Origin of the sequence: Devosia indica (assembly GCF_003056405.1) — a bacterium.
Classification (GTDB): Bacteria; Pseudomonadota; Alphaproteobacteria; order Rhizobiales; family Devosiaceae; genus Devosia; species Devosia indica.
Map to the genome: position 1 here is coordinate 129719 of NZ_PYVZ01000001.1, position 23481 is coordinate 153199.

The window sequence follows — 23481 nt, forward strand, 5'->3', positions numbered from 1 at the left end:
GCTGGGCCGAAATCATCTCAATCCGTTCGGAACTGTGACCGGATTGGGGCGTTGCACGGCTAAGCACGCCATTGGAGGAAAGCATGACCGATCAATCCATGTCGCGCCTTGACCGCAAAGGTTTGGGCTTCTGGTGGACCATGTTTGTCGGGGCTGTCCTGCTCGTCTTTGGCCTGCCTATCGTGGCAGGCGGGGTCTGGCTCATCACCCTTGGCGGCTCATGGTATTATCTACCGGCGGGCATTGGCCTGGTGTTGACCGCATGGTTCCTGTTCCGCCGCGAAATGACCGCGCTGTGGGTTTACCTGCTGACCTGGCTGGGCACCTTGATCTGGGCCTTATGGGAAGCGGGCGTTGATGGCTGGGCGCAGGTGCCGCGCCTGTTGGCTCCCACCATTGTTCTCATTCTCGTCTTGACCACGCTGCCCGTGCTGCGCGGCTCGGTGCGGCGCTTCGGCACCTCTGCCGTGGCGGCCATGGTGACGTTTGCGGGCGCAGTCGGCGCCATTGGCGTTGCCAATCACGGCATCGAAAGCACCATTGCCCAGGAAGTTGATGAACCGGCGGCCCAGCCGGAAGCCCCCGAGGCGCCCCCTGCATCGGAGGCGCCAGAGACTGCCCCGGTTGAACCGGCTGCGCCATTAGCAGGGCCCACAGAGACAGTCGAGCCAGCAATTCCTGCCGATGCCGGTGACGCCGCCGAAGGCGCCCCGCTCGAGGCGGGGGAAGAACTGGTGATGCCCGAGGGGACTGAGCCGACCTATGTTGCGCTGGAAACCGGCGTCGACTGGCCGGCCTATGGCGGCACGCATCGCGCCATGCGCTATTCGCCGCTCGACCAGATCACACCGGACAATGTCGGCCAGCTTGAAAAGATCTGGGAATTCCGGACCGGCGACATGCCGGAAGGCGACGAACCGTTCGGCAATCAGAATACGCCGGTCAAGGTCGGTGACAGGCTTTATCTGTGCTCGGCGACCAATCATATCAGCGCCCTTGATGCTGCCACCGGCGCCGAATTCTGGACCTATGACCCGGGCGTTTCGACCGACAATGTGGGCTATAACGCCTCGTGCCGGGGCCTGGTCTATTTCGAGGACCCGACCGCCGAGCGCGACGAGATCTGCGCCACCCGCACGGTCAACCTCACCCATGATGCGCGCATGATCGCGCTCGACACCGAGACCGGCCAACCGTGCCCCGATTTCGGCAATGCCGGCATCGTCAATCTCATGGAAGGCATTGGTGACACCGCGCCGGGCTTTTATGCCCCGACTTCGCCCCCGACCCTGGTGCGCGATGTGCTGGTGGTGGGCAGCCAGGTCAGTGACAACCAGCAGCGCACTGCTCCTTCGGGCGTCATCCGCGGCTACAACGCTGTCACGGGCGAACTTGAATGGGCCTGGGACATGAACCGCCCGGGCGAAAATGGCCTGCCGCCGGAAGGCGAGATCTATTCGCCGGGCACGCCCAATATGTGGACCATCGCCTCGGGCGATGACGAATTGGGAATGGTCTATCTGCCCATGGGCAATTCGGCCGTCGACTATTGGGGCGGCACCCGGTCCGAGCAGGAGAACACCTATTCCACCGCCATCGTGGCGCTGGATGTCGAGACCGGCGAGGTCGCCTGGCACTATCAGACGGTGCATTACGACATCTGGGACTATGACCTGGGCGGCCAGGGCACCTTGGTGGATTTCCCCACCGATGAGGGCCCGGTCCCGGCCATCATCATGCCCTCCAAGCAGGCGCAGTTCTATATCCTCAACCGCGAGACCGGCGAGCCGCTGGTCACGATCGAGGAGCGTCCTGCCCCGCAGGGTGGTGTCGAGCCAGATCGCCTTTCGCCAACCCAGCCCTATGTCACGGACTTCCCGAACCTCTTGAAGCCCGAGATCACCGAGGCCGATATGTGGGGCGCGACACCGCTCGACCAGCTCTGGTGCCGCATTCAATACCGGCAAGCCGAATACAATGGCGTCTATACTCCGCCCACGGTGGACCAGCCCTGGATCCAGTTCCCCGGCTATAATGGCGGCTCGGACTGGGGCGGCATCGCCGTCGACCCGGAAAAGGGCATTCTGATCGCCAACTACAACAACATGCCCAATTACAACCAGTTGATCCCGCGCGAACAGGTCGATGAAATGGGCGTCTATTCCATCGCCGACCCCAATTATGAGCCGTCCGCCGGTTCGGGTTCGCATGGCTCGATCAGCCCGCAGGCCGAAGCGCCCTATGGCATTCGCGTCAATGCCGGCTGGCGCGTGCCGTTCACGGGCCTGCTGTGCAAGGAGCCGCCCTATGGCGGGATCGCGGCGATTGATCTCAATACCCGCGAAGTGCTGTGGGATCGCCCCTTCGGCACCGCTCGCAAGAATGGCCCCTTCGGCATTCCGTCCATGCTGCCGGTCGATATCGGCACGCCCAATAATGGTGGCGGCTTCATCACCGCTTCGGGCCTGTTCTTCATCGGCGCGGCCACGGACGATCTGTTCCGCGCCATCGACATCGAAACCGGCGAGCGGGTCTGGGAGGTAGAACTCCCGGCCGGTGGCCAGGCAACCCCGATGACCTATGAGTCACAGGGGCGGCAGATCGTGGTCATCAATGCCGGCGGCCATGACTTCATGGAAACGCCCATTGGCGACTATTTCATCGCCTATGCGCTGCCGGACGGTGAGACGACCGAGAGCGAAGGCGACGTGCAGCCCTAAATCTTAGAACACCCCCGGCACGGCCTCGCTCGCCAGAAAAGGCCGTGCCGGGACACCCTCCAACATCCGGAATGGAAATGGACCCAGCGTCAGCCTTTTCCTTCGACATGAGCTATTGCGGACCGCCACCGACCCTGGAAACACTCTGGGGCCGGTGGAATTTCGAGCCCGGCCTGCTCTCTGTCCTTGTTCTCACGGCCCTTGCCGGATTTGTCCTGTTGCGGCAGGCAGAACCCAGGCGCCAGCTTGCCTTTGCCGGCGCCTGGCTGCTGGCGGTGGTCCTCTTTGTCTCGCCCATCTGCGCGCTCAGCGTGGCGCTGTTCTCCGTGCGCGTCGGCCACCATGTGGCGCTGACCATGATACTGGCGCCGCTCGTGGCGCTGGCCCTCCCTGTGCGATGGGGTCTGCGCTCCGGCCTGATGCCGCCGCTGGTGCTCTCGACCCTGGCGCTCTGGCTCTGGCACGCGCCGGACTTCTATACGGCCGCATTCACCCATCCGGCGATCTACTGGCTCATGCAGGTGAGCCTGATTGCCAGTTTCACCTGGCTGTGGCTGGGCCTGCAGCGCAGCCGTGCCGCGATGGCCGCAGGCATTTCGGCCCTCTGCAGCGCCATCCAGATGGGGCTGCTTGGCGCGCTGCTGGTGTTTGCGCCGAGCCCGCTCTATCTGCCGCATCTGGGCAGCACCCTCAATTTCGGCCTTTCGCCGCTGGAGGACCAGCAGCTTGCGGGGCTGATCATGTGGGTCCCGGCCAATCTGCCGCTCCTGGCGCTGGTGCTGTGGCGGCTGGCAATGGCCTTGCGCGCAGAGCAGGCGGTGGCTGAATGAGCCTTGCCCTGTTCGTCACCTGGCTCAAATTCATCCATGTCGCAACCATCGCCGGCTGGTCTGCGGGGCTGATCGCGCTGCCGTTCCTGTATCGCCAGCGCCGGGGGCTGGAGGGACAGAAGCTGCATCGGCTGCATGCCTTCACCCGTTTTCTCTATGTCGCGCTGGTGTCGCCAACCGCCTTTGCCGCCATTGCCTCGGGCACGGCGCTGATCCTGTTGCAGGGTACTTATGAAAACTGGTTCTCGGCCAAGCTGGTGGGCGTTTCGGTGCTGACCGGCGTGCATATCTTTTCCGGGTTGATGATCCTGAGGCTGTTCGAGCCGGGCAGGGTCTATCCCCTCGGGCGCTTCGTGCTGGTGCTGACGCTGACCTTTTCGGCCATCGCCGCCATCCTGGTGCTGGTTCTGGGGAAACCAGATATCGAATGGCCGGCAATCCTGGCGGGCCTGTTCGCACCTGGCGCGCTGTCAGAGATGTTCGAGCAGCTCATTGGCGAGGCGAAATGATGAGGCCGACGCCATGATCGAACACCAGCTTGCCACCATGCCAGCCGGCGAAGCCCGCCGCCATGGTCGCCAATACCGAGAGCATCAGCCCGCTCGGGAGCACCATCTCCGGCAGATAGATGCGCAGGCCGGCATTCGCGCCGACAATGGCCAGCATGACCATGGCGGCGATGGCATGGTTCCAGCTCGCCACGCGCACACGAATGCCGGGCACGGCCAACAGTTCGAGCGTACCGACAATGGCCGCGAGCAGGCCGAAACCAAAGGCGGCGCCGGCGGCCCATTTGCCGACCTCGAGCCAGAACGGATCGGCATTCCACCAATAGAAGATATCGACGCCCAGCGTGGCAACGACAAAGGCGATGGGGAAATGCACCAGCATGGCATGGATGGGGTGCCCGGCCACGGCGATGGCCGAGCCGATATCCTTGCCTGCCACGGCGCGAATGGCCGGATTGGGGTGATCGGACCGGGCTTCGGGCGGCGTCTCCTCGTCGCGGATTTCGCTCTCTTCGTCTTCGCGCGGAATATCGGTCATCTGGTTCGCCCCTTGTTCAAGCCCGTTGCACTTGGTGCAACGCCGCTGCTGCTGACCGGTTGCACGGGCGCATTGTCCACGCTCGACCCCGCCGGCCCGCGCGCGGCCAATCTGGCAACGCTTTGGTGGGTGATGCTGTACGGCTCAGCCCTGCTGTTCGCGCTGGTCATCGCGCTGTTCGCCATGGCCTATCTGCGTCCCGCATGGGTGGCGCGCATCACGCCTGTCCAATGGATCGTTGGCGGCGGGCTGGTGCTGCCCATCCCGATCCTGATCCTGCTCACAGGCACTGCACTGGTTCTGGGCGAGCAATTGCTGCCCAGGGGCGATGCCCCATTGCGCTTTGGCGCCCATGCCGAACGCTGGCAATGGAATTTCACCTATCCGGACGGACGCGAAATGAGCGACGACGTGCTGCATATCCCCGCCGGGCAGCCCATCGATGTCGCGGTGAGCTCCGCCGATGTGATCCATTCATTCTGGGTGCCCAGGCTGGGGGGCAAGATCGACGCGATACCGGGCCATGAAAATCTCATCCGCCTTGAGGCCGACGAACCCGGCACCTATTGGGGGCAATGCGCCGAATATTGCGGACCGGGGCATGACAGCATGTGGTTCCGCATCGAGGCGCACACGGATGAGGACTTCACGGCCCTGATGGAGGGCGGTCAATGAGCCAGACGCCCTCCCCCATTGGCCTGCACAAGCAGCTCGACGCGATCTGGCGCACGCCCCCCGGGCTGGCCCGGCTCTCCAGCGTCAACCACACCATTTTGGGTAAGCGCTTCATGGCGCTGGCTCTATTGTTCTTCGCCATTGGCGGCCTGCTGTCCATGCTGATCCGGGCGCAGTTGGCGACGCCCAACAGCGCCTTTCTCGGTCCGGACATCTACAACCAGATCTTCACCATGCATGGCACGGTGATGATGTTCCTGTTCGCCATTCCCATGTTCGAGGGCTTTGCCATCTACATGCTGCCCAAGCTTCTGGGCGCGCGCGACCTCGCCTTTCCCCGGCTCACCGCCTATGGCTTCTGGTGCTATCTGTTCGGCGGCTCGATCCTGATCATCGCCATGCTGGCGGGCGTAGCGCCCAATGGCGGCTGGTTCATGTACACCCCGCTTTCTTCGAAACCCTATACGCCGGGCATCAATGCCGATGTCTGGCTCCTGGGCATCACCTTTGTCGAAATCTCGGCGGTGACGGCAGCGATCGAGCTCTTCGTCACCATCCTCAAGATGCGCGCGCCTGGCATGGCCCTTACGCGGATGCCGCTGTTTGCCTGGTACATGCTGGTGACCGCCGGGATGATGATCATCGGCTTTCCGCCGCTGATCCTGGGGTCGATCCTGCTCGAGATGGAGCGCGCCTTCCACCTGCCGTTCTTTGATCCGACGCGGGGCGGCGATCCGCTCTTGTGGCAGCACCTGTTCTGGCTGTTCGGGCATCCGGAGGTCTATATCATCTTCCTGCCAGCCGCCGGGGCGCTCTCAACCATTATTCCGGTGTTCGCGCAGCGTCCGATCCTGGGCTATCGCGCCATCATCGCGGCCATTGTCGCCATGGCCTTTCTCAGCTTCGGGCTCTGGGTGCACCACATGTTCACCGTGGGCATTCCGCATCTGGCGCTGGCGTTCTTTTCCGCTGCCAGTGCCCTGGTGGCCATCCCCACCGCGGTGCAGATCTTTGCCTGGATCGGCACGCTGGCCTCGGGCAAGCCACGCTGGGACATTCCCATGCTCTATGTCTTCGGCTTCTTCGCGGTCTTCGTGTGTGGCGGGCTGACCGGGGTGATGCTGGCCATGGTGCCGTTCAACACCCAGGCCCATGACAGCTATTTCGTGGTGGCACATCTGCACTATGTGCTGGTGGGCGGCTTCGTCTTCCCCATGCTGGCCGCGATCTATTATTGGCTGCCCCATATTTCGGGGCGGCAAAGTCTCTACCGTCTCTCGATCCCCGCATTCTGGCTGATCCTGATCGGGTTCAACCTCACCTTTTTCCTGATGCACCTGACCGGGCTGATGGGCATGCCGCGCCGCATTTCCACCTACCCATCCAATTGGGGCTGGGACTGGCTCAACCTGCTCTCCTCGGTGGGCGGCTTCATCCTCACCATGGGTTTTGCGCTGGTGCTCGCCGACATGGTGCTGCAGTTCCGCTTCGGCGCCCGCTTCCGCCGCGATCCCTGGCAGGCCGGGACGCTGGAATGGGCCACGGCGACCCCGCCACCAAGCTATAATTTTGCCGCCATTCCGCATATGGACACGCGCGCAGACCAGTTGCGGCCAGCGCGCATCGGTCCCACTCTGGCGGGTGGTGACGGCTATCTCGGCTTTGCCCGCAATGGCGAACAGGAAACCCTGGCGGTCGACATGATGAGTGGCGACGCCGAGCAGTTGATCGTCCTGCCGCGCCGCTCCTACCTGCCGCTCTGGACGGCCATGGCGACGGCCAGTTTTTTCCTCGCACTGTTGTTCAAGCTCTATTGGCTGGCCCCGTTCGGGGCCCTGGCGACGCTCGTGCTGTTCCTGTGCTGGCCTATTGGCCTGGGATCAAAGTCGGATCGCGGACCGATCGATATCGGGCGCGGCCTTGCCGTTCCGCCTGATGTGGAAGCGCCGGACAATGTCACCGTGCTGGCCAATCGCACGGCGCTGGTGATGAATGGCACGCTGTTCGCATCGCTCCTGTTTGGTGGCCTGTTCCTGCTGGTGGTGGCACCGAACTGGCAAGGCTCAAGCGCACCGACCCTGCCGCTCTGGGCCGGAGCACTGGCCGTGGTCGCCAGCCTTTCGGCTGCGGGCGCAAGCGCCATGGCTGCTCGCAGGCCCGGCTCAGTCCTGCCGCTTCGCGCCGGCCTTGTGGCAGCCATTGCGCTGCAAGTCCTTGCCCTGACCCTGCTGGCGCTGAGCATGGGCGCACTGGGCGACCCGACCGGACATGCACGACAGGCCGTGCCCTTTGTCACGCTCGGCTATGCCGCCCTGCATTGCGGCCTTGGCGCCATCATGGCCGCGCATGCACTCTGGCGGCACGCGCAAGGCTATGTGTCCGCGCGCCGACGCACCGAGCTGGTGCTGGCCCGGTTGTGGAACGGCTATGCCGGCGGGGTGGTGGTCCTGGCGCTGGGCCTTGTCGCGCTTCTGGGTCTCAATGGGGTGGCGCCATGAGGGCGATCATAGAGATGCCCCTGGTCCGGTTGGTAGCAGGCTTTGTCATCTGGTCGGCTGGCTTTGTCGTGCTCTATGCCGTCCAGGCGCTGGGTTGCGCCTATGGCTGGGGCGACTGGCACCGGCCGGTGCTGATCGGCCTATATTTGCTTGCACTCGCGCCCCTGTCTTGGCTGGCCATTCCGGCCCGTGCCGGCGCGGAGGAAGGCCCATTGCACTTTGCCGCGCTCTGGGCCAACCGGGCCGCGCTCCTTGCCGCCGTGCTGATCTTCATGCCGGTGACATTCGCAAGCCTCTGCGTCTGAGGCTATTGCGGCCGCGCGGCGATCTCCGACCCGGCATAAGCGCAGAGCAGCCGCGCCAATGCGACAAGCGAATCCATATGGGTGCGCTCCCAGCCATGCGAACTGTCGAGCGAAAAGCACACCAGCCCCACCCGGATGTCCCATCCCGCCTCGACCGCCGCGGCGCTATCGGAGCGATAATGGCGGAAGGTGTCGCGGACATGGGGAATGTCATGCTCGGCACAGAGCGCCAGCATCTGCCGCGTCACCCGTTCATCGAACGGTCCCTGCCGGTCGCGCATGGCAATGGTCACCGCATCATCGCGGCTGGCCTGGTTCGGCGCAGTCACCGCATTGTCTATGGCGAGCAATTCCTCCACCTCTGGACCAAATCCATGCGTGCCGCCAATGCCGATCTCCTCGGCAATGGTGAACATGGCCTGGAACGGCGTTGCCACCCTGGTGTGGCCATCGGCAATGGATTTGAGCACGGCGAGCAGCGTGGCGCAGCCCGCCTTGTCGTCGAGATGGCGCGAGACGATGAAGCCGTCAACGATCTCGGGCTGGGCATCGATGGCGACCATGTCGCCGACATTGAACCCTGCCGCGACAAGTGCGGCCCTGTCAGGCAAAACGGCATCGATGCGGATTTCGAGATTGTCCCAATCGGCCGGCTGGGTGTCGACTGCGGTATTGAAACGATGGCCCGAGGCCTTGAGCGGCAGAATAGTGCCGCGATGGGTTGCGTGGTCGGAGAACACCGTGACCCGCGCCCCTTCGGCAAAGCGGGCCGCCCAGGTGCCGGTATTGCGCAGGGCCAGCCGGCCATTGGGCTTGAGTTCGGTAACCATGGCCCCGAGCGTGTCGAGATGGGCAGCCAGCGCCCGGCGCGGGGCGCCGTCGCCAATCTCGACATAGAGCACGCCGCGGCGGGTATATTTCGGTTCGAACCCCAGATCGCGCAGCCAGCCATCGACCAGCGCCACGGCCCGGACGGTCATGCCGACGGGGCTGGGGGTCTGCACCAGTTCGAGCAGGCAATCGCGCAGATAATCGGTATCGATCATGGGGCGCGGCGCCTTCTGGCCCGGCGCGGGGTGGCATCTTCGCTCAGGAACCGATCCATCAGCCTGGCCTGCAGGCCCAGCATATGCTGTTCGGCTTCGGCCATGTGTTCGGCCAGGATCGCTGCGGCGGCATCGGCATCGCGGCGGCGCATGGCGGCGATCAGGTCGCGCTGATGCTCGATGCCGGACTGGCGCAGCACCGGTTCGGGCTGGACATAGATATCCTGGGCAATGGCCAGGTCCTTGAGCAGGCGCTGCAGGAACCGGCAGGTGAAGGCGAGGATGGGATTGTCGGCATATTCGGCAACTACGCCATGGAAATCGAGCTCGGCCATGCGCTGGTTCCAGCGCTCGGTGGCGTCGGCGGGTTCATGGTCATAGACCGAGATAATGGCTTCGAGCCGGTTCAATCCGGCTTCGTCGATATGCGGGGTGGCGCTGGCGGCCACCAGCGGCTCAAGCGCCTTGCGCATCTCGTAGATATTGGCAATCGAGAGGTTCTTGGCGAACAGGAAATTGGACAGCAGGCTCATCGCCCGCCCTTCCGACATCCGCTCGATGAAAGCGCCGCCACCGGGGCCCGTGCGCACCGAGATCAGCCCCTGCACCTCGAGCGCCTTGAGCGCTTCGCGCACCGTGCCCTTGCTGGCGGCGAACTGGGTGATGAGGTCGCGTTCCTGCGGCAGACGGTCACCTGGGGCCAGGCCGTGCTCGACAATCATGCGCTTGATGGCATCGACAATCTCGTCGGTCCGCTTGCGGCGGGGCAGGTCGGTCAGCGCCGGGTCGATCTCGTTCATGCAATATCCGGTGAAGTCAGGCGCGGTGCGCTGGCGATGAGCGCCTTGGTATAATCATGTTGCGGGGCGGCAAAGAGGCGGGCAGCCGGGCCAATCTCCACCACCTCTCCCAGATACATGACCGCGACACGATCGGAAATCGATTCGACCACCGCCAGGTCGTGGCTGATGAACAGATAGGACAGCCCCAGATCGTCGCGCAATTGCTGGAGCAGGAGCAGAACCTGGGCCTGCACCGACACATCGAGGGCGCTGACCGGTTCGTCCAGCACCAGGATCCGCGCCTCGGCCGCGAGGGCCCGGGCAATGGCAATACGCTGGGCCTGGCCGCCGGAAAACTCGTGCGGGAAGCGCTCGAGCGTGTCGAGCGGCATCTGCACCGCGTCGACGAGTTCCTTCTTGCGGCTGGCGCGCTTGCCGGCGTCATAGCCGCAGAGCAGGCGCAACGGCACGTCGAGAATTTCGCCAATGGTCTTGCGCGGGTTGAGCGAGGCCACCGGGTCCTGAAACACATATTGAATGGTGCGGCCAAAGGCGCGGGAGCCGGTTGCGGCCAGCTCCGCCCAGGGCTTGCCATCGATCTGCATGGTGCCCGAGGTGGGGGCTTCCAGCCCCACCAGCATGCGGGCAAGGGTGGACTTGCCCGAGCCGCTTTCCCCGACAATGCCCAGGGTCTCGCCGCGTTGCAGGTCCAGGGAAATCCCCTTGACGGCATGCACCTCGCTGGCCCTGCGCCCGAACAGGCTGCGCCCGCCGCCGAAGGTCTTGACCAGGTCGCGCATTTCGACAGCGTTGTCGCTCATGTCCGGGCCTCCACAAACAGCGGGCGCACGCGGTCGAGAAAGGCCTGCCCCTCGCCCAGTTCCGGGACGCAGGCGATCAGGCGCTTGGTGTAGTCATGTTGCGGATCGCGCAGCACGGCGCCGGTCTCGCCCTGTTCGACGATCTCGCCATTCTTCATCACCGCGACGCGGTCGCAGACCTGGGCGACGACGCCGAAATCGTGGGTGATGAGCAGGAGCGCCAGGCCCCGTTCCCGGCGCAGGTTCTGCAGCAATTCGAGAATGCGGGCCTGGACCGTGACATCGAGCGCGGTGGTAGGTTCGTCGGCAATGATGATGTCGGGGTCGTTGGCGAGCGCCATGGCAATGCCGATGCGCTGGCGCTGGCCGCCCGAGAGTTCATGCGGATAGGCACTGGCCCGGCTCCGGGCGTCGCGAATGCCCACGGTTTCCATCAGTTCAACTGCGCGGCGATGCGCTTCGGACTTGCCGACGCTTTCATGCACCAGAATGGCTTCGGCGATCTGTTCGCCAACGCGGAACAGGGGATGGAGCGTGGTCAGCGGGTCCTGAAAGACATAGGCGACACGGCCGCCGCGCAGGCCGATCAGTTCCTGTTCGCGCAGGGAGAGCACTTCCCTGCCCCCGACATAGACGCCGCCAGCGGTGATGACGCCGGGGGGCGAGGCCACCAGCCCCATGAGGGAGAGCGCCGTCACCGACTTGCCCGAGCCGCTTTCCCCGATCAGGCCGAGACATTCGCCCTTGCCGAGGCGGAAGCTGATATCGCGCACGGCGGGCGTGATGGCCTTGCCGTCATCAAAGCCGGTCGAGAGATTGTCGACGACCAGCGCCGGCGCGTCTTCAAGCGTTGCGGCGGGCTTGGTCTTGCGGTCAATCTTGGTGATCGGCATAGGCCGATCCAGCGCCCCGGAGCGCAGGCGGGGGTCAAGCACGTCGCGAATGCCGTCACCGAGCAGGTTGATGCACATCACCAGCACGAAGATCATGATGCCCGGAATGATCGAGGCATGGGGCGCGGTGAAGAGCTGCGCGCGGGCCTGGCCGAGCATGGAGCCGAGGTCTGACGTTGGCGGCTGGGCGCCCAGACCGAGGAAGGAAAGGCCCGCGGTTTCAAGGATCATCCAGCCCACGGTGGTGGACATGGTAATGACGATCACCGGCAGCACATTGGGCAGCACCTCGGTGAACAGAATTGCCGGATGGCTCTTGCCGGAGAGGCGCGCCGCATCGACGAATTCGCGATTGCGGATGGAAACCGTCACACCCCGGATATTGCGGGCGAAGAAGGGGATATTGACGATGGCAATGGCGTAGAGCGCATTGAGCAGGCCCGGCCCGAGCGCTGCCACGATGGCAATGGCGAGCAGGATATAGGGGAAAGCCATGAGCATATCGACAAAGCGCATCAGCACGCTGTCGGTCGCACCGCGTGCATAGCCGGCCACCAGCCCGATCAACGAACCGAAAATGGCCGCAAGCGCGGTGGCGCTGACCCCCACGATCAGCGACACCTGGGTGCCCCAGATCAGCCGCGAGAGGATATCGCGGCCCAGATGGTCGGTGCCGAGCAGATGCCCATCGGCAAAGGGCGGCAGCAGGCGATTGGGCTGGTCGGTAATGTCGGGATTGGGCAGCGGCAGCACCGGCGCCAGCACGGCCAGAATGACGATGAAGCCGAACAGGAACAGGCCCGCCGCCGCGAGGCGATTGGCCATCAGCAATTGCCAATTGCTGCGGCGCTTGCGGGGTTCGGGCGCGGACAGGGTCATATCGGTCATGCCTTGAGCCTCGGATCGAGCATGGCCTGGGCGACATCGGCCAAAAGGTTGACGAGGACGTAAAGGGTGGCGGCAACCAGCACGCCGCCCTGCACCAGCAGCAGGTCACGGGTGGAGACGGCCTTGACCAGCATCTGCCCCAGCCCCGGCCACTGGAACACGGTTTCGATATAGACGGCGCCACCGAGCACGAAGCCGGTCTGAATGCCGATCACCGGAATGATCGAGACCAGCGCAGCGCGGAAGGCGTGGCGGTAGATCACCGCGTTTTCGCTCAACCCCTTGGCGCGGGCGGTGCGGATGAAGTCCTGGCGCAGCACTTCGAGCATCGCCGCGCGGGTGAGGCGCGCCACGACGCCGGTGGCGACAATGGCCAGTGTGCCGGCGGGCAGGATGAGATGGCGCAGCAGATCGGGCAGGTCGCCGCCGCCATAGACGGCATACATGCCCGAGGCGGGCAGCAGCCGCCATTGCACGGCAAACAGCAGGATCAGCACCAGCCCGAGGAAAAAGGCCGGCATGGAAATGCCGATGAGCACGAAAAAGGTGACGATGCGGTCGGTCCAGCCAAACTGGCGCACCGCGGAGACGATGCCGGCGAGAATGCCGAGCACCGAACAGATGAGCAGCGAGGCCCCGGCAAGAATGAGCGTGGCGCTGAAGCGGTCCAGCACTTCATCGATAACCGGGCGATTGAGAATATAGGAACGGCCGAAATCACCCTGCAAAAGATTGCCGATCCAGATCACATATTGCTCGGGCCAGGAGCGGTCGAGACCCAGGGCCCGATTGATCCGCTCGACATTGTCCGGCGTGGCATAGGAGCCGAGCAGCGCCTGTGCCGGATCGCCGGGGATGAGCTTCATCACCAGGAAGACGATAATCGACAATCCCAGGATCACCGGGATCGCGGCCAACAGGCGCTTGCCGATATAGGCGGTCATCTCTGCTCCTCCTGCAATCCTGGGGGCTTTCGCCTTGGCATCCCCCTCACCGACCTGCGCTGCACTCCGGTCACCTCTCCCCGAGGGGAAGAGGAAGAAGCGACCATGCGCTGGGCCCATTCTTCTCCCCTCGGGGAGAAGGTGCCCGAAGGGCCGGGTGAGGGGTATGCCCCCACCCGGCTCGGATTTATGGCTTGCTAACGTCGCGCAGCACCAGGCCGAAGTCCGGCTGCAGTTCGAAGTCCTCCACGGCGCTGGTCACCACGGCATTCTGCTTCCAGTTGGCCACGAAGAGCCAGGGCGCATCTTCATTGGTGAGGGCCTGGACCTGCTTGTAAAGCTCAGCGCGCTCGTCCGGATCTGTCGAGATGCGGGCCTGATCGAGCAGGGCGTCCACTTCCGGATTGGAATAATAGGACGAGTTGAACCCGCCTTCTTCCGGCCAGGCCGCCGTGCGCAGGGTAAGGAAGGGCAGCGTGTCGGGGTCAGAGGTCATCCAGGCCATTTCGGCCATGTCGGCCTTGCCCTCGAGACCCGGATTCACTTCCGAAAGGAAGGTGTTCCACTCATAGGTCTGGATTTCGACATCGAGCCCGACCGCCGCGAGATCGGCCTGGATCGCGGTACCCATGGGCACCGGATCGAGCATGCCCGAGCCGCCCTCGGTCACCAGGAACGTCAGCGACGCGCCTTCCGCACCGGCTTCGGCGAGGAGCTGACGGGCCATTTCCGGATCATAGGGATAGGGGTCGACCTCTTCATTATAGGCCCAGTTGAAGGCCGGCGGGATGGGCCCGGCAGAGACCTCGGCCGTGCCCTGCAGCACGTCGTTGACCAGGCTCTCCTTGTTGACCGCATAGTTCACCGCCTGGCGCACCCGCACATCGGTGAACGGGCCTTCCTTGGCGTTGAGCATGACGTACCAGACATGGGGGCCAACGGCTTCAACGACCTGGTAGTTGGGGTCGTCGCGGAACTGGGCGACATTGTCGGGCGGGGTTTCAAGCAGCACGTCGATGCCGCCGGACAGCATTTCCGCCACGCGGGTATTGGCATCGGTGATAGGCCGGAAGATGACCGCTTCAAGCTCGGGGGCACCATCCCAGTAGTCATCATTGCGCGAGGCGACAACGCTGGTATTGGACTGCCATTCCTCGAACTTGTAGGGGCCCGTGCCGACGGGGTTGCGGCCATAGTCGGCGCCATATTGCTCTACGGCGGCCGGAGACACGATCAGCCCGGTGGCCGAGGCGAGGTTGGACATGAACGGGGCGAAGGCCTCGTTGAGCGTGAACTTGACCGTCAGGTCATCGATCACCTCAACGGTCTCGACCGCGGAAAAGAAGAAGGACAGCGGAAACGGTCCCGTATCCGCATAGGGATGGGTTTCATCGAGCATGCGGTCGAAATTGAACTTGACCGCATCGGCATTGAACGGGGTGCCATCATGGAAGCTGACCCCTTCACGCAGGTTGAAGGTATATTCCAGGCCATCGTCCGAGATGGTCCAGTCTGTCGCCAGCGCCGGCTCGATCTCGAGCGTGCCCGACTTGTTGCGCACCAGGCCGTCATAGAGGTTGACGGCGATGCGGAAATCATTGGCTGCCGTGGACACATGCGGGTCCAGTGAAGCCGGTTCGGCAATTTGCCCGACCACCAGCACATTGGGTGGCGTCTGGGCGGCGGCTGGCGATACCAGCGCCAATGCGGTGGCGGCGAGCAGCGGCGCCAGTCCGTACCATTTGGATGTCATTGAAACCTCCTTGCGTTCCCTCAACCATTGCCTCCCGGCTCTGAGCGTGAGACAAGGCATGGGTAATTTATCATCATAAATATCGCCTGCCGTCAATTTATGCTGATAAATATCGAGAGGAGGATTTTGCCAGCATGACCTTTTCCATCGTTGCGCGAGATTCACAAACCGGCGAGCTGGGCGTCGCCACGGCCACCGCCGGGCCGGCCGTCGGCGCGCTGGTGCCCCATGTGCGCGCCGGCCGGGCTGCCATGGCGACGCAGGCGATGACCAATCCCTATCTGGCCGTCGACACCCTTGCCGCCATTCCCGCTGCCGATGCCGAGCACGCCTTGCAGGGGGCGCTGGCCCGGGATCCGGAAAGCGATCGCCGGCAGGCTATCGTCATCGACGCGCAGGGCCGCATTGGCGCCTGGACCGGCACCCGCTGCGAAGATTATGCCGGCCACGCCATGGACGAGAATGTCGCGGTGGCCGGAAACATCATTGCGGGCCGCGCCGTGCTGGATGCGATGCTTGGTGCCTTCAGGGGGCCGGGCGATCTGGCCGAGCGCCTGTTTGCCGCGCTCCAGGCTGGCAATCTTGCCGGGGGCGACAGGCGCACCATCACCTCCGCAGCGCTCAAGGTGGTGCGCAACCAGGCCTATCCCGAGGTCGATCTGCGTGTCGACTGGTCGACGGACCCGATAGCCGATCTGTCCGACCTGATCGGCCGCACCCGGCAGGGCAGCTATGCCGAATTTTTCTCCGCCGTCCTGCGCCGCGGTGCCGGCTCCTGATCGAGTTTTGGCGGCCTGCCCCCTTGAAAACGCAAAAATCGGCTGGCGCCTGCAAGGCCTGCTGACACAAGATGACAGGCGCACCCGTTCGGCTGCCCGCTCGACCCGATCGTCTGGAGACATGATGAGCCTGTTTCACGCCGAAGACGGATTGCCGCGCTGCCAATGGTGCGGCGGGGCGCCCGAATTCGTACCCTATCACGACAATGAATGGGGCTTTCCGGTCAGCGATGACACGCGCCTGTTCGAAAAACTCAGCCTTGAAGGGTTTCAGTCCGGGCTGAGCTGGCGCACGATCCTCAATAAGCGCGAGGCCTTCCGCGCCGGCTTTGCCGGTTTCGATATCGACACGGTCGCCCGCTTTGACGAAACCGATATCGACCGGCTGCTGGCCGACAAGGCCATTGTGCGCCACAGGGGCAAGATCGAGGCAGTCATCAACAATGCCGCCCGTGCGCAGGAATTGATCGCCGAAGCCGGCTCCATCGCCGCCTTTGTCTGGCGCTACGAAGCGAAAGCCCCCGCCCCGCCGCAAAGCCAGACCACCTCGCCCGAATCGATCGCTCTGTCCAAGGCGCTCAAGAAGCGCGGCTGGAAATTTGTCGGCCCCACCACGATCTTTGCCTTCATGCAGGCCATGGGCCTGGTCAACGACCACGCGGAGGGGTGTATCAGCCGGGCGAAAGCAACGGAACTGCGCGAGGGGTTCGTGGTGCCGGTGTGAGGCGGCTTTTTGTGCGGAGCACTGGGGCCGCTTTCGACCCCATAAAGGTCGTTCGCAACAACGACGCGGTTGCCCGAAACCTGCCATTGCGATCGGTGCCGCTCACGGCCGGTTCCTGCATGGCTGCCCAACTATGAAAGGCCATTAAGCATGCGTTTGCATGTCACTAGAAAGCTATTTCCAGGGTGTTACGACAATAGGCTTGAGGGCACCGTTTACTGGGTGCAGGAGCGACAGATGTTATTCATCAACCTGGCGCCGGGGGCGGCATGAGCAAAGCCAGCTATCCGTGGAATAGGTACTGGTTCGCGCTAGGGCTTATCGCAGTCATCACGTTTGGGCCAGCTGCCCTCTTTTTGCTTGGCATTGTGGGTGGTCAGCTAGACTGGGCTTATATGGGGTTCTTTGGCTTCTTTTGGTACAGCTTACCGATTGGATTTGCACTTTTCCTAGTCTGGTTGGTTGTGCTGTGCCTCCACCTTGCACGAAGCGAACCAAAATGAGTCGAGAGCTTCTCTTGGTGGCCGATTGCGACCCCGCTGCTGCGGTCAGTCTGAAATCGACCCCAATCATGCCGTTCGTACCGGGATTCGGATTGCCTGAAAGCTTCCATCACAAGCTTAGACAATTCTCGCTAGGACATTCGGCGGCTCGGCCACCCTCGTGGCAGCACCGGCGTAAACACCACTTGATCAGGCGTCATACCTTGCTTGAGCCGGGAGTAGAATAACGTCTCACTCACGCCTCTTGATGCCGCAACCGGCCACGCCAATCGACCATCAGCAAGGTAGGTCGAAAGCTTGAGCGACGGACGTTGTGGCGGCGATTTCCTTTGGCGAGGTGGCGCTGGATGTGTTGCAGCTATTTGGGCCGACCAGCGGATACTGAGCCTATGGTAGAAGACCTCAATCGTGACGCCGTTGGATTTAGCCACCGGCCACGCCAGCCGTCCGTCGTCCATAATGATCGAAAAGTGAGGAAGACGAGGATCGTCAAAGGGCTCGGTCACTGCTCATTTCCTGCGATCCGGCGCCAACGGCGTTTGGAGTGAATATTTGCCGGTCAGTATTGGAGGTTGCAAGAACACGCGTAGCGTTTCGCTACCGACCCCATATCGGTCAAACCCGGATTCGAGGATAGTGTCCAGAGCCTGCCGGTACGATGGATGCGCCATGCCCTCACCAATACGATTTGGAGTTAAGCTACACCAAAAAGTGCAAGATAATCATCACGGAAAGGCATGATATGAAGCCAGAGGCCAGCAAAAACAGGTCTAGCTTTTGCTTCGGATCAAACAATTCTCGCCAGAATTTGGCTCTGTTGTCGGCCCTCTGCTCCTTTGACGACCTACATACCTCAATTGGGTTGTCAAATCCAACGCCTGACCGCCTGGCCACACGATAGATTGCGGTAATACTGGCCGCCACACCCAAAAAGAATACGAGAATCAATATTTCACTCAAGGTCGAGTTCTCCCTCACGGCGTAGGGTAGGCCCTGACTTTCTCAAAATGCCTTAGCCCATGAGTACCGCAGATACTCGGATTTGCCGTAGCCCGTTTGCCGAGACTGCATCTGAGGGTAGTCAGTCAAAAGCCGACAGTCCGCTACCTACCCCATTCCAGCCGACGAACGAAGATTCCAAACAAAAAATCCCCGCTGGGCGGGGATCGGTGCTGCAACCATAAATGGCTGTCACCCCGGCGAAGGTCGGGGTGACAGTCTGTGTGTTTTGCGAGAATGGCGAAAGCTGTTACCCGCCATTCGAGCATAGCTCTCATGGCTTGCTTGCCTCGGAAGGCTCCACCGGAGCCTTCCGTCTTTCTTCGGCTAACCCGCCACTCGACCATAGGTCTCGTGGCCTGCTTCAGCTTGAAAGGCTCCACTGGAGCCTTTCATCCGCGACGCGGAACGCTTACGCAGCCTTGACGACCTCAACCAGCTCGACGTCGAACACCAAATCCTTGCCGGCGAGCGGGTGGTTGGCGTCCACGGTCACGCTCTGCTCGTCCACGCCGACCACGGTGATGGGCAGCATGCCGCCATCGGCGGTGCGGGCCTGGAGCTGGGTGCCCACTTCCAGTTCGATGCCGGAGGGCACTTTTTCGCGGTCGAGCTGCTGGATGGCGTCATCGCGGCGCGGGCCATAGGCCTCGGCGACCGGAATGGTCACGGTGCTCTTGGCGCCGGTTTCCATGCCGGCAACGTGCTGCTCGAGCCCCTTGATAACCTGGCCTTCGCCCAGCTTGAACTCCAGCGGCGCCTTGCCTTCGGAGCTGTCGAACTGGGTGCCATCGGTCAGGCGGCCGGAATAGTGAATGCGTACGGTATCGCCGGGTGCGGCAGTTGTCATGGGACGAGCCTTTCGGAAATTTTGTCTCGCCCTCCACTCTTTGGGGAGGACTCTCGGGGTCAGTCGCGCAAAGGGCCACTCGGCCAATCGGCGGCGGAGCGGCAGGTCAGGCGGCACCACAAGGGCCGCAAAAAACGCGCGACGGCGAACCCCAAGTGTAGGGCCTCAGGCTCAGATGTAAACCCGGGCGCGCAAAGCCCCGGCTGATGGGGCATAGCGGCGATCCCCCTTGCCCACCGGTCGTATTTCCGCCATCAAGCCGCCGTGTTTGCCGCGTAGCGGGCAGAGCGAGGGAAAAATCTGGCGCAAAGAGGTATGCCCATGACGGCGCGGCCGCTCCCCATTGCAGGTTCCCTGGCCATGGCGCTGGTGCTGGCCGGCTGTTCCATGGCCGGCATCAAGCCGCTGCCTGGCAACAAGTCCGCCACCACCGCCATTGCCTCCTTTGCCCCCGTCGCCGCCACCCCGGCCGGCCACGTGCCCAAGGCTGCCGCCGTGCCCCCGGCCCCCAGCACCATGCTGCTTGGCTATGCCGGGTCCGAGCGCGGCACCCTCGACGGGCTGATCGCCCATTATGCCACCCAGTATGATGTGCCCGAACACCTGGTGCGGCGGGTCATCGTCCGCGAAAGCAATTACAATCCGGCGGCCCGCAACGGCCCCTATTACGGCCTGATGCAGATTTCTCACGCCACGGCGCGCGGCATGGGATATCGCGGCGAGCCCGCGGGCCTGCTCGATGCGGAAACCAATCTGCGCTATGCCGTGCGCTATCTGGCCGGCGCCTATATGACCGCCGGGCACAATGACGACCGCGCCGTGCAATTTTACGCCCGCGGCTATTATTACGACGCCAAGCGCCTGGGCCTGCTCGAGAAAAGCGGCCTGCGCTGAGGCGTTCAGCCCGCCGCCGGGGCCAGCACTTCGGCCAGGCGGCCGCTCAGCTCTGCCTCGCGGAACGGTTTTTTGAGCTGGACGAAGTCGTGCCCGGCGGCGTCGGGCACTTCGTCATAGCCGGTGGCCAGCAATATGGGCAGGCCAGGGCGCAATTGGCGCGCGGCATGGGCCAGCTCGATCCCGGTCATGCCGGGCATGGCATAGTCGGTGATGATGGCCGCAATATCGGTGCGGGACTGCATCAGCGCCAGCGCCTGCGCGCCGGAAAAGGCCTCAAGCGCCGTGTGGCCCATATCGGTCAGCACGTCGACCGTGTTCAATGTAATCAAGGCATCGTCGTCCACCACCAGAATGGTGGCGCCGGAGCCCTTGGCCGGGCTGGTTTGCACGAGATATCCTTTCGGCCCCACAATGGCCGGCTCGAAAGGCAGACAACCTGCCTTTCCGGTTCCCTTCTGCCTAGCTTATGAAAGTGGCGAAGGTTGGTCCATGGGGAATTGTTACGGTCAGGCCTGCTGACAGAACTGGTCAGAAATGGGTGCCATCCTGACCCGCGAGGCGATAGAGTTGCCGCCGACTGACCAAAGGGAATCGCCAACATGCATCTGCTGCTCGTCGATGGCTCGGGCTATATTTTCCGCGCCTTCCACGCCCTGCCCCCGCTCAACCGCAAGTCCGACGGGCTGCCGGTCGGCTGTGTGCAGGGGTTCTGCAACATGCTGTTCAAGCTCACCCAGGACATGGATGGCGATGACGCGCCCACCCATATGGCCGTCATCTTCGACGCCAAGGGCAAGACCTTCCGCGACGATATCTATCCCCAATACAAGGCCCAGCGCCCGCCCGCGCCCGAAGAGCTGGTGCCGCAATTCCCGCTGACCCGCTCGGCCACGCGCGCCTTTTCCATTCCCTCCATCGAAATGGAGGGCTGGGAGGCCGACGACATCATGGCCACCTATGCCTGCATGGCGCGCGATGCCGGCTTCAAGGTCACCATTGCCTCCTCGGACAAGGACCTGATGCAGCTCGTCGAACCCGATGGCTCGATCCGCCTGCTCGATACCATTCCCCGCCCCGGCCAGCCGCCTTTGCGCTGGATCGGGCCCGATGAGGTGTTCACCAAGTTCGGCGTCACACCCGACAAGGTGATCGACGTGCAGGCACTGTGCGGCGACAGCGTCGACAATGTCCCCGGCGTGCCCGGCATCGGCGTCAAGACCGCCGCCCAGCTCATCACCGAATATGGGGATCTCGAAACCCTGCTGTCGCGCGCCGAGGAGATCAAGCAGCCCGCGCGCCGGCAGAAGCTGGTCGAAAATGCCGAACTGGCGCGGATTTCCAAGCGGCTGGTCACGCTGGAGCAGCAGGTGCCGGTCGAAATCGACCTCGATGGCCTCATCCGCCAGCCGATCAGCCCTTCGGCGCTGTTTCCGTTCCTCAAGGCGATGGAGTTCAACACCATCACCAAGCGCCTCGCCACCCTGCTCGAGGCCAGTCCCGATGATTTCGACCCCGATCCGGAACTGGCGGCCAATGCGGACACGCCCGTCCCCGGCGCGCCGCAGAAATCCACCTCGCTCTCGGTCGCCAAGGCCAAGCTGGCCGCCAATATGGTGCCCGGCTCCGGCCCCGCCCGCCATGCCGCCGAGGAACATGCGCGCGTCAAGGCGATCCCGGTCAATTACGAGGCCTATGAAACCGTCACCACGCCCGAGGCGCTCGACGCCTGGGTGAAAAAGATCATCGACAAGGGCCTGGTCGCGGTCGACACCGAGACCACCGGGCTCGATCCGCAGCAGGCGGACCTGGTCGGCATCTGCCTTTCCACCGAGATCGGCGAGGGCTGCTATATTCCGGTCGGCCACCGCAAGAGCGGCGACATGTTCGAGGGCGGCGAGGGGCTGGTCGAGGGGCAACTGCCCATCCGCGACGTGCTCGACACCCTCAGGCCCGTACTGCAGGACAAGGCCATCCTCAAGATCGGCCAGAACGTCAAATATGACATGGAAGTGCTCGAGCGCTACGGCATCACCCTGGCGCCGATCGACGACACCATGCTCATTTCCTATGCGCTGGATGGCCCGCGCTACAACGGCATGGATGTCTTGGCCGAGCATTGGCTGAACCACAAGACCATCACCTATTCCGAACTTGCCGGCACCGGCAAGAACCAGAAGACCTTCGACCAGCTCGAAATCGCCGAAGCGGCCCGCTATGCCGCCGAGGATGCCGACATCACCTTGCGCCTCTGGCATGTGCTGAAACCGCGCCTCGTGGCAGAAAACGTCACCACGCTTTACGAAACCATCGAGCGCCCGCTGGCCCCGGTGCTGGCCCGCATGGAAGCGCGCGGCATCACTGTCGACCGGCAGATCCTCGCCCGCCTGTCGGGCGAATTCGCCCAGCGCGCCGCCGCCTTCGAAGCCGAGGCGCATGAACTGGCCGGCGCGACGTTCAACCTGGGCTCGCCCAAGCAGCTTGGCGAAATCCTCTTTGACAAGATGGGCCTTGAGGGCGGCACCAAGACCAAGACCGGCGCCTGGGCCACCGGCGCCGATGTGCTCGAGGGCCTGGCCGCCAAGGGCATCCCGCTCGCCCGCACCATTGTCGACTGGCGCCAGCTCACCAAATTGAAGGGCACCTATACCGATGCCCTGCCCAATTACATCAATCCGCGCACCGGGCGGGTGCACACCTCCTATTCGCAGGCATCCGTCCTCACCGGGCGCCTCAGTTCAAACGATCCGAATTTGCAGAACATTCCGGTGCGTACCGAGGATGGCCGCAAGATCCGTTCGGCCTTTGTCGCCCCGCCGGGCAAGGTTCTCATCAGTGCCGACTATTCGCAGATCGAGTTGCGCGTCCTCGCCCATATCGCCGATATCCAGGCGCTCAAGGACGCCTTCGAGGAGGGGCTGGACATTCACGCCATGACGGCGAGCGAAATGTTCAACGTGCCGGTCGAGGGCATGCCGTCCGATGTGCGCCGCCGCGCCAAGGCGATCAATTTCGGCATCATCTACGGCATTTCCGCCTTTGGCCTCGCCAACCAGCTCGGCATCGAGCGCGGCGTCGCCGGGGACTACATCAAGACCTATTTCGAGCGCTTCCCGGGCATCAAGGACTATATGGACGCCCAGAAGGTGAAGGTGAAAGCCGACGGGCATGTGATGACCATTTTCGGCCGCAAGATCCAGTTCCCCAATGCCAATTCGGGCAATCCAAGCGAACGCGCCTTTGTCGAACGCGCCTCGATCAACGCCCCCATCCAGGGCTCAGCCGCCGACATCATCCGCCGCGCCATGATCCGCATGGAGCCGGAATTGAAAAAGGCGGGCGTTGAGGCCGACATGCTGCTGCAGGTGCATGACGAGTTGATCTTCGAGGTGCCGGAAGGGACCGAGGATCAGGCGATCCCAGTCATTAAGAAGGTCATGGAAGGCGCGGCGGAGCCGGCCGTACGGCTAACCGTGCCGATTCAGGTGGATGCGCATGCGGCGAAGAATTGGGATGAGGCTCATTAGAGG

General features: G+C 63.4%; 19 protein-coding genes. 10 read left to right on the top strand and 9 right to left on the bottom strand.

What is annotated here, in order from left to right; genetic code table 11:
• The first annotated feature begins 83 nt into the window (after positions 1 to 83).
• From DDE76_RS00595 to DDE76_RS00605, 3 genes are all read left to right on the top strand, one after another.
• The gene (locus DDE76_RS00595; protein ID WP_245891748.1) at positions 84 to 2720 is read left to right on the top strand and encodes an outer membrane protein assembly factor BamB family protein; all 2637 of its coding nucleotides are present in this window, start codon (positions 84 to 86) and stop codon (positions 2718 to 2720) included.
• A gap of 77 nt (positions 2721 to 2797) precedes the next feature.
• Positions 2798 to 3550, top strand: coding sequence for a cytochrome c oxidase assembly protein (locus tag DDE76_RS00600; RefSeq protein ID WP_104894787.1), 753 nt, complete (start codon positions 2798 to 2800; stop codon positions 3548 to 3550).
• Complete coding sequence (locus DDE76_RS00605; RefSeq protein WP_104892311.1) at positions 3547 to 4059, top strand: CopD family protein; 513 nt, start codon at positions 3547 to 3549, stop codon at positions 4057 to 4059. The genes DDE76_RS00600 and DDE76_RS00605 overlap by 4 nt, the downstream gene beginning before the upstream one ends.
• Here DDE76_RS00605 and DDE76_RS00610 read toward each other — a convergent pair.
• On the bottom strand, positions 4040 to 4597 hold the full coding sequence (locus tag DDE76_RS00610; protein ID WP_104894788.1) for a DUF2231 domain-containing protein: 558 nt from the start codon (positions 4595 to 4597) through the stop codon (positions 4040 to 4042). The two genes, DDE76_RS00605 and DDE76_RS00610, sit on opposite strands and share 20 nt — an antisense overlap.
• A 12-nt stretch (positions 4598 to 4609) precedes the next feature.
• Here DDE76_RS00610 and coxB point away from each other — a divergent pair, with 12 nt between their 5' ends.
• Genes coxB through DDE76_RS00625 form a run of 3 tightly spaced genes read left to right on the top strand, consistent with a single transcriptional unit; the run spans position 4610 to position 8075 of the window.
• Positions 4610 to 5272 (top strand): cytochrome c oxidase subunit II, encoded by a 663-nt coding sequence (coxB, locus tag DDE76_RS00615; protein WP_198650806.1) that lies wholly within the window; start codon positions 4610 to 4612, stop codon positions 5270 to 5272.
• Positions 5269 to 7770 carry a cytochrome c oxidase subunit I gene (gene ctaD, locus DDE76_RS00620; RefSeq protein WP_104892312.1) on the top strand — a complete coding sequence of 834 codons (2502 nt, stop codon included), beginning with the start codon at positions 5269 to 5271 and terminating at the stop codon, positions 7768 to 7770. Before coxB ends, ctaD begins: the two co-directional genes overlap by 4 nt.
• Positions 7767 to 8075, top strand: a complete 309-nt coding sequence (locus DDE76_RS00625; RefSeq protein WP_104892313.1) for a hypothetical protein — start codon at positions 7767 to 7769, stop codon at positions 8073 to 8075. The genes ctaD and DDE76_RS00625 overlap by 4 nt, the downstream gene beginning before the upstream one ends.
• Before the next feature lie 2 nt (positions 8076 to 8077).
• Here DDE76_RS00625 and DDE76_RS00630 read toward each other — a convergent pair whose 3' ends face one another.
• The 6 genes from DDE76_RS00630 to DDE76_RS00655 all read right to left on the bottom strand — a co-directional run bounded on the left by DDE76_RS00630 (position 8078) and on the right by DDE76_RS00655 (position 15202).
• A complete protein-coding gene (locus DDE76_RS00630; protein WP_104892314.1) occupies positions 8078 to 9121 on the bottom strand; it encodes an osmoprotectant NAGGN system M42 family peptidase in 1044 nt (347 codons plus the stop codon).
• The gene (locus DDE76_RS00635; RefSeq protein ID WP_104892315.1) at positions 9118 to 9921 is read right to left on the bottom strand and encodes a FadR/GntR family transcriptional regulator; all 804 of its coding nucleotides are present in this window, start codon (positions 9919 to 9921) and stop codon (positions 9118 to 9120) included. The genes DDE76_RS00630 and DDE76_RS00635 overlap by 4 nt, the downstream gene beginning before the upstream one ends.
• On the bottom strand, positions 9918 to 10724 hold the full coding sequence (locus tag DDE76_RS00640) for an ATP-binding cassette domain-containing protein (RefSeq protein WP_104892316.1): 807 nt from the start codon (positions 10722 to 10724) through the stop codon (positions 9918 to 9920). Before DDE76_RS00640 ends, DDE76_RS00635 begins: the two co-directional genes overlap by 4 nt.
• The gene (locus DDE76_RS00645) at positions 10721 to 12505 is read right to left on the bottom strand and encodes a dipeptide/oligopeptide/nickel ABC transporter permease/ATP-binding protein (RefSeq protein ID WP_104892317.1); all 1785 of its coding nucleotides are present in this window, start codon (positions 12503 to 12505) and stop codon (positions 10721 to 10723) included. Before DDE76_RS00645 ends, DDE76_RS00640 begins: the two co-directional genes overlap by 4 nt.
• Positions 12502 to 13449: an ABC transporter permease gene (locus DDE76_RS00650; RefSeq protein WP_104892318.1), complete on the bottom strand. Its 948-nt coding sequence runs from the start codon at positions 13447 to 13449 to the stop codon at positions 12502 to 12504. Before DDE76_RS00650 ends, DDE76_RS00645 begins: the two co-directional genes overlap by 4 nt.
• Positions 13450 to 13636: 187 nt before the next feature.
• Positions 13637 to 15202, bottom strand: a complete 1566-nt coding sequence (locus DDE76_RS00655) for an ABC transporter substrate-binding protein (RefSeq protein ID WP_104892319.1) — start codon at positions 15200 to 15202, stop codon at positions 13637 to 13639.
• Between the two features lie 134 nt (positions 15203 to 15336).
• Here DDE76_RS00655 and DDE76_RS00660 point away from each other — a divergent pair, with 134 nt between their 5' ends.
• Positions 15337 to 15981: a DUF1028 domain-containing protein gene (locus DDE76_RS00660; RefSeq protein WP_104892320.1), complete on the top strand. Its 645-nt coding sequence runs from the start codon at positions 15337 to 15339 to the stop codon at positions 15979 to 15981.
• A gap of 121 nt (positions 15982 to 16102) precedes the next feature.
• On the top strand, positions 16103 to 16705 hold the full coding sequence (locus DDE76_RS00665) for a DNA-3-methyladenine glycosylase I (RefSeq protein WP_104892321.1): 603 nt from the start codon (positions 16103 to 16105) through the stop codon (positions 16703 to 16705).
• Between the two features lie 1914 nt (positions 16706 to 18619).
• Here the strand turns inward: DDE76_RS00665 and DDE76_RS00680 are convergent.
• Positions 18620 to 19057, bottom strand: coding sequence for an FKBP-type peptidyl-prolyl cis-trans isomerase (locus tag DDE76_RS00680; RefSeq protein ID WP_104892324.1), 438 nt, complete (start codon positions 19055 to 19057; stop codon positions 18620 to 18622).
• 321 nt (positions 19058 to 19378) lie between these two features.
• On the opposite strand from DDE76_RS00680, the gene DDE76_RS19855 reads away from it, so the two are divergent.
• Positions 19379 to 19951: a transglycosylase SLT domain-containing protein gene (locus tag DDE76_RS19855; RefSeq protein ID WP_483863840.1), complete on the top strand. Its 573-nt coding sequence runs from the start codon at positions 19379 to 19381 to the stop codon at positions 19949 to 19951.
• A 5-nt stretch (positions 19952 to 19956) separates the two neighbouring features.
• On the opposite strand, the gene DDE76_RS00695 is transcribed toward DDE76_RS19855, so the two are convergent.
• Positions 19957 to 20343 carry a response regulator gene (locus DDE76_RS00695; RefSeq protein WP_157955596.1) on the bottom strand — a complete coding sequence of 129 codons (387 nt, stop codon included), beginning with the start codon at positions 20341 to 20343 and terminating at the stop codon, positions 19957 to 19959.
• Between the two features lie 210 nt (positions 20344 to 20553).
• On the opposite strand from DDE76_RS00695, the gene polA reads away from it, so the two are divergent.
• The gene (polA, locus tag DDE76_RS00700; RefSeq protein ID WP_104892328.1) at positions 20554 to 23478 is read left to right on the top strand and encodes a DNA polymerase I; all 2925 of its coding nucleotides are present in this window, start codon (positions 20554 to 20556) and stop codon (positions 23476 to 23478) included.
• Positions 23479 to 23481 lie beyond the last annotated feature (3 nt).

Bases quoted from the DNA above. Each gene is read 5' to 3' on its own strand.
- DDE76_RS00595 (WP_245891748.1), top strand. From the start codon at position 84: ATGACCGATCAATCCATGTCGCGCCTTGACCGCAAAGGTTTGGGCTTC.
- DDE76_RS00600 (WP_104894787.1), top strand. From the start codon at position 2,798: ATGGACCCAGCGTCAGCCTTTTCCTTCGACATGAGCTATTGCGGACCG.
- DDE76_RS00605 (WP_104892311.1), top strand. From the start codon at position 3,547: ATGAGCCTTGCCCTGTTCGTCACCTGGCTCAAATTCATCCATGTCGCA.
- DDE76_RS00610 (WP_104894788.1), bottom strand. From the start codon at position 4,597: ATGACCGATATTCCGCGCGAAGACGAAGAGAGCGAAATCCGCGACGAG.
- ctaD (WP_104892312.1), top strand. From the start codon at position 5,269: ATGAGCCAGACGCCCTCCCCCATTGGCCTGCACAAGCAGCTCGACGCG.
- DDE76_RS00625 (WP_104892313.1), top strand. From the start codon at position 7,767: ATGAGGGCGATCATAGAGATGCCCCTGGTCCGGTTGGTAGCAGGCTTT.
- DDE76_RS00630 (WP_104892314.1), bottom strand. From the start codon at position 9,121: ATGATCGATACCGATTATCTGCGCGATTGCCTGCTCGAACTGGTGCAG.
- DDE76_RS00635 (WP_104892315.1), bottom strand. From the start codon at position 9,921: ATGAACGAGATCGACCCGGCGCTGACCGACCTGCCCCGCCGCAAGCGG.
- DDE76_RS00640 (WP_104892316.1), bottom strand. From the start codon at position 10,724: ATGAGCGACAACGCTGTCGAAATGCGCGACCTGGTCAAGACCTTCGGC.
- DDE76_RS00645 (WP_104892317.1), bottom strand. From the start codon at position 12,505: ATGACCGATATGACCCTGTCCGCGCCCGAACCCCGCAAGCGCCGCAGC.
- DDE76_RS00650 (WP_104892318.1), bottom strand. From the start codon at position 13,449: ATGACCGCCTATATCGGCAAGCGCCTGTTGGCCGCGATCCCGGTGATC.
- DDE76_RS00655 (WP_104892319.1), bottom strand. From the start codon at position 15,202: ATGACATCCAAATGGTACGGACTGGCGCCGCTGCTCGCCGCCACCGCA.
- DDE76_RS00660 (WP_104892320.1), top strand. From the start codon at position 15,337: ATGACCTTTTCCATCGTTGCGCGAGATTCACAAACCGGCGAGCTGGGC.
- DDE76_RS00665 (WP_104892321.1), top strand. From the start codon at position 16,103: ATGATGAGCCTGTTTCACGCCGAAGACGGATTGCCGCGCTGCCAATGG.
- DDE76_RS00680 (WP_104892324.1), bottom strand. From the start codon at position 19,057: ATGACAACTGCCGCACCCGGCGATACCGTACGCATTCACTATTCCGGC.
- DDE76_RS19855 (WP_483863840.1), top strand. From the start codon at position 19,379: ATGACGGCGCGGCCGCTCCCCATTGCAGGTTCCCTGGCCATGGCGCTG.
- polA (WP_104892328.1), top strand. From the start codon at position 20,554: ATGCATCTGCTGCTCGTCGATGGCTCGGGCTATATTTTCCGCGCCTTC.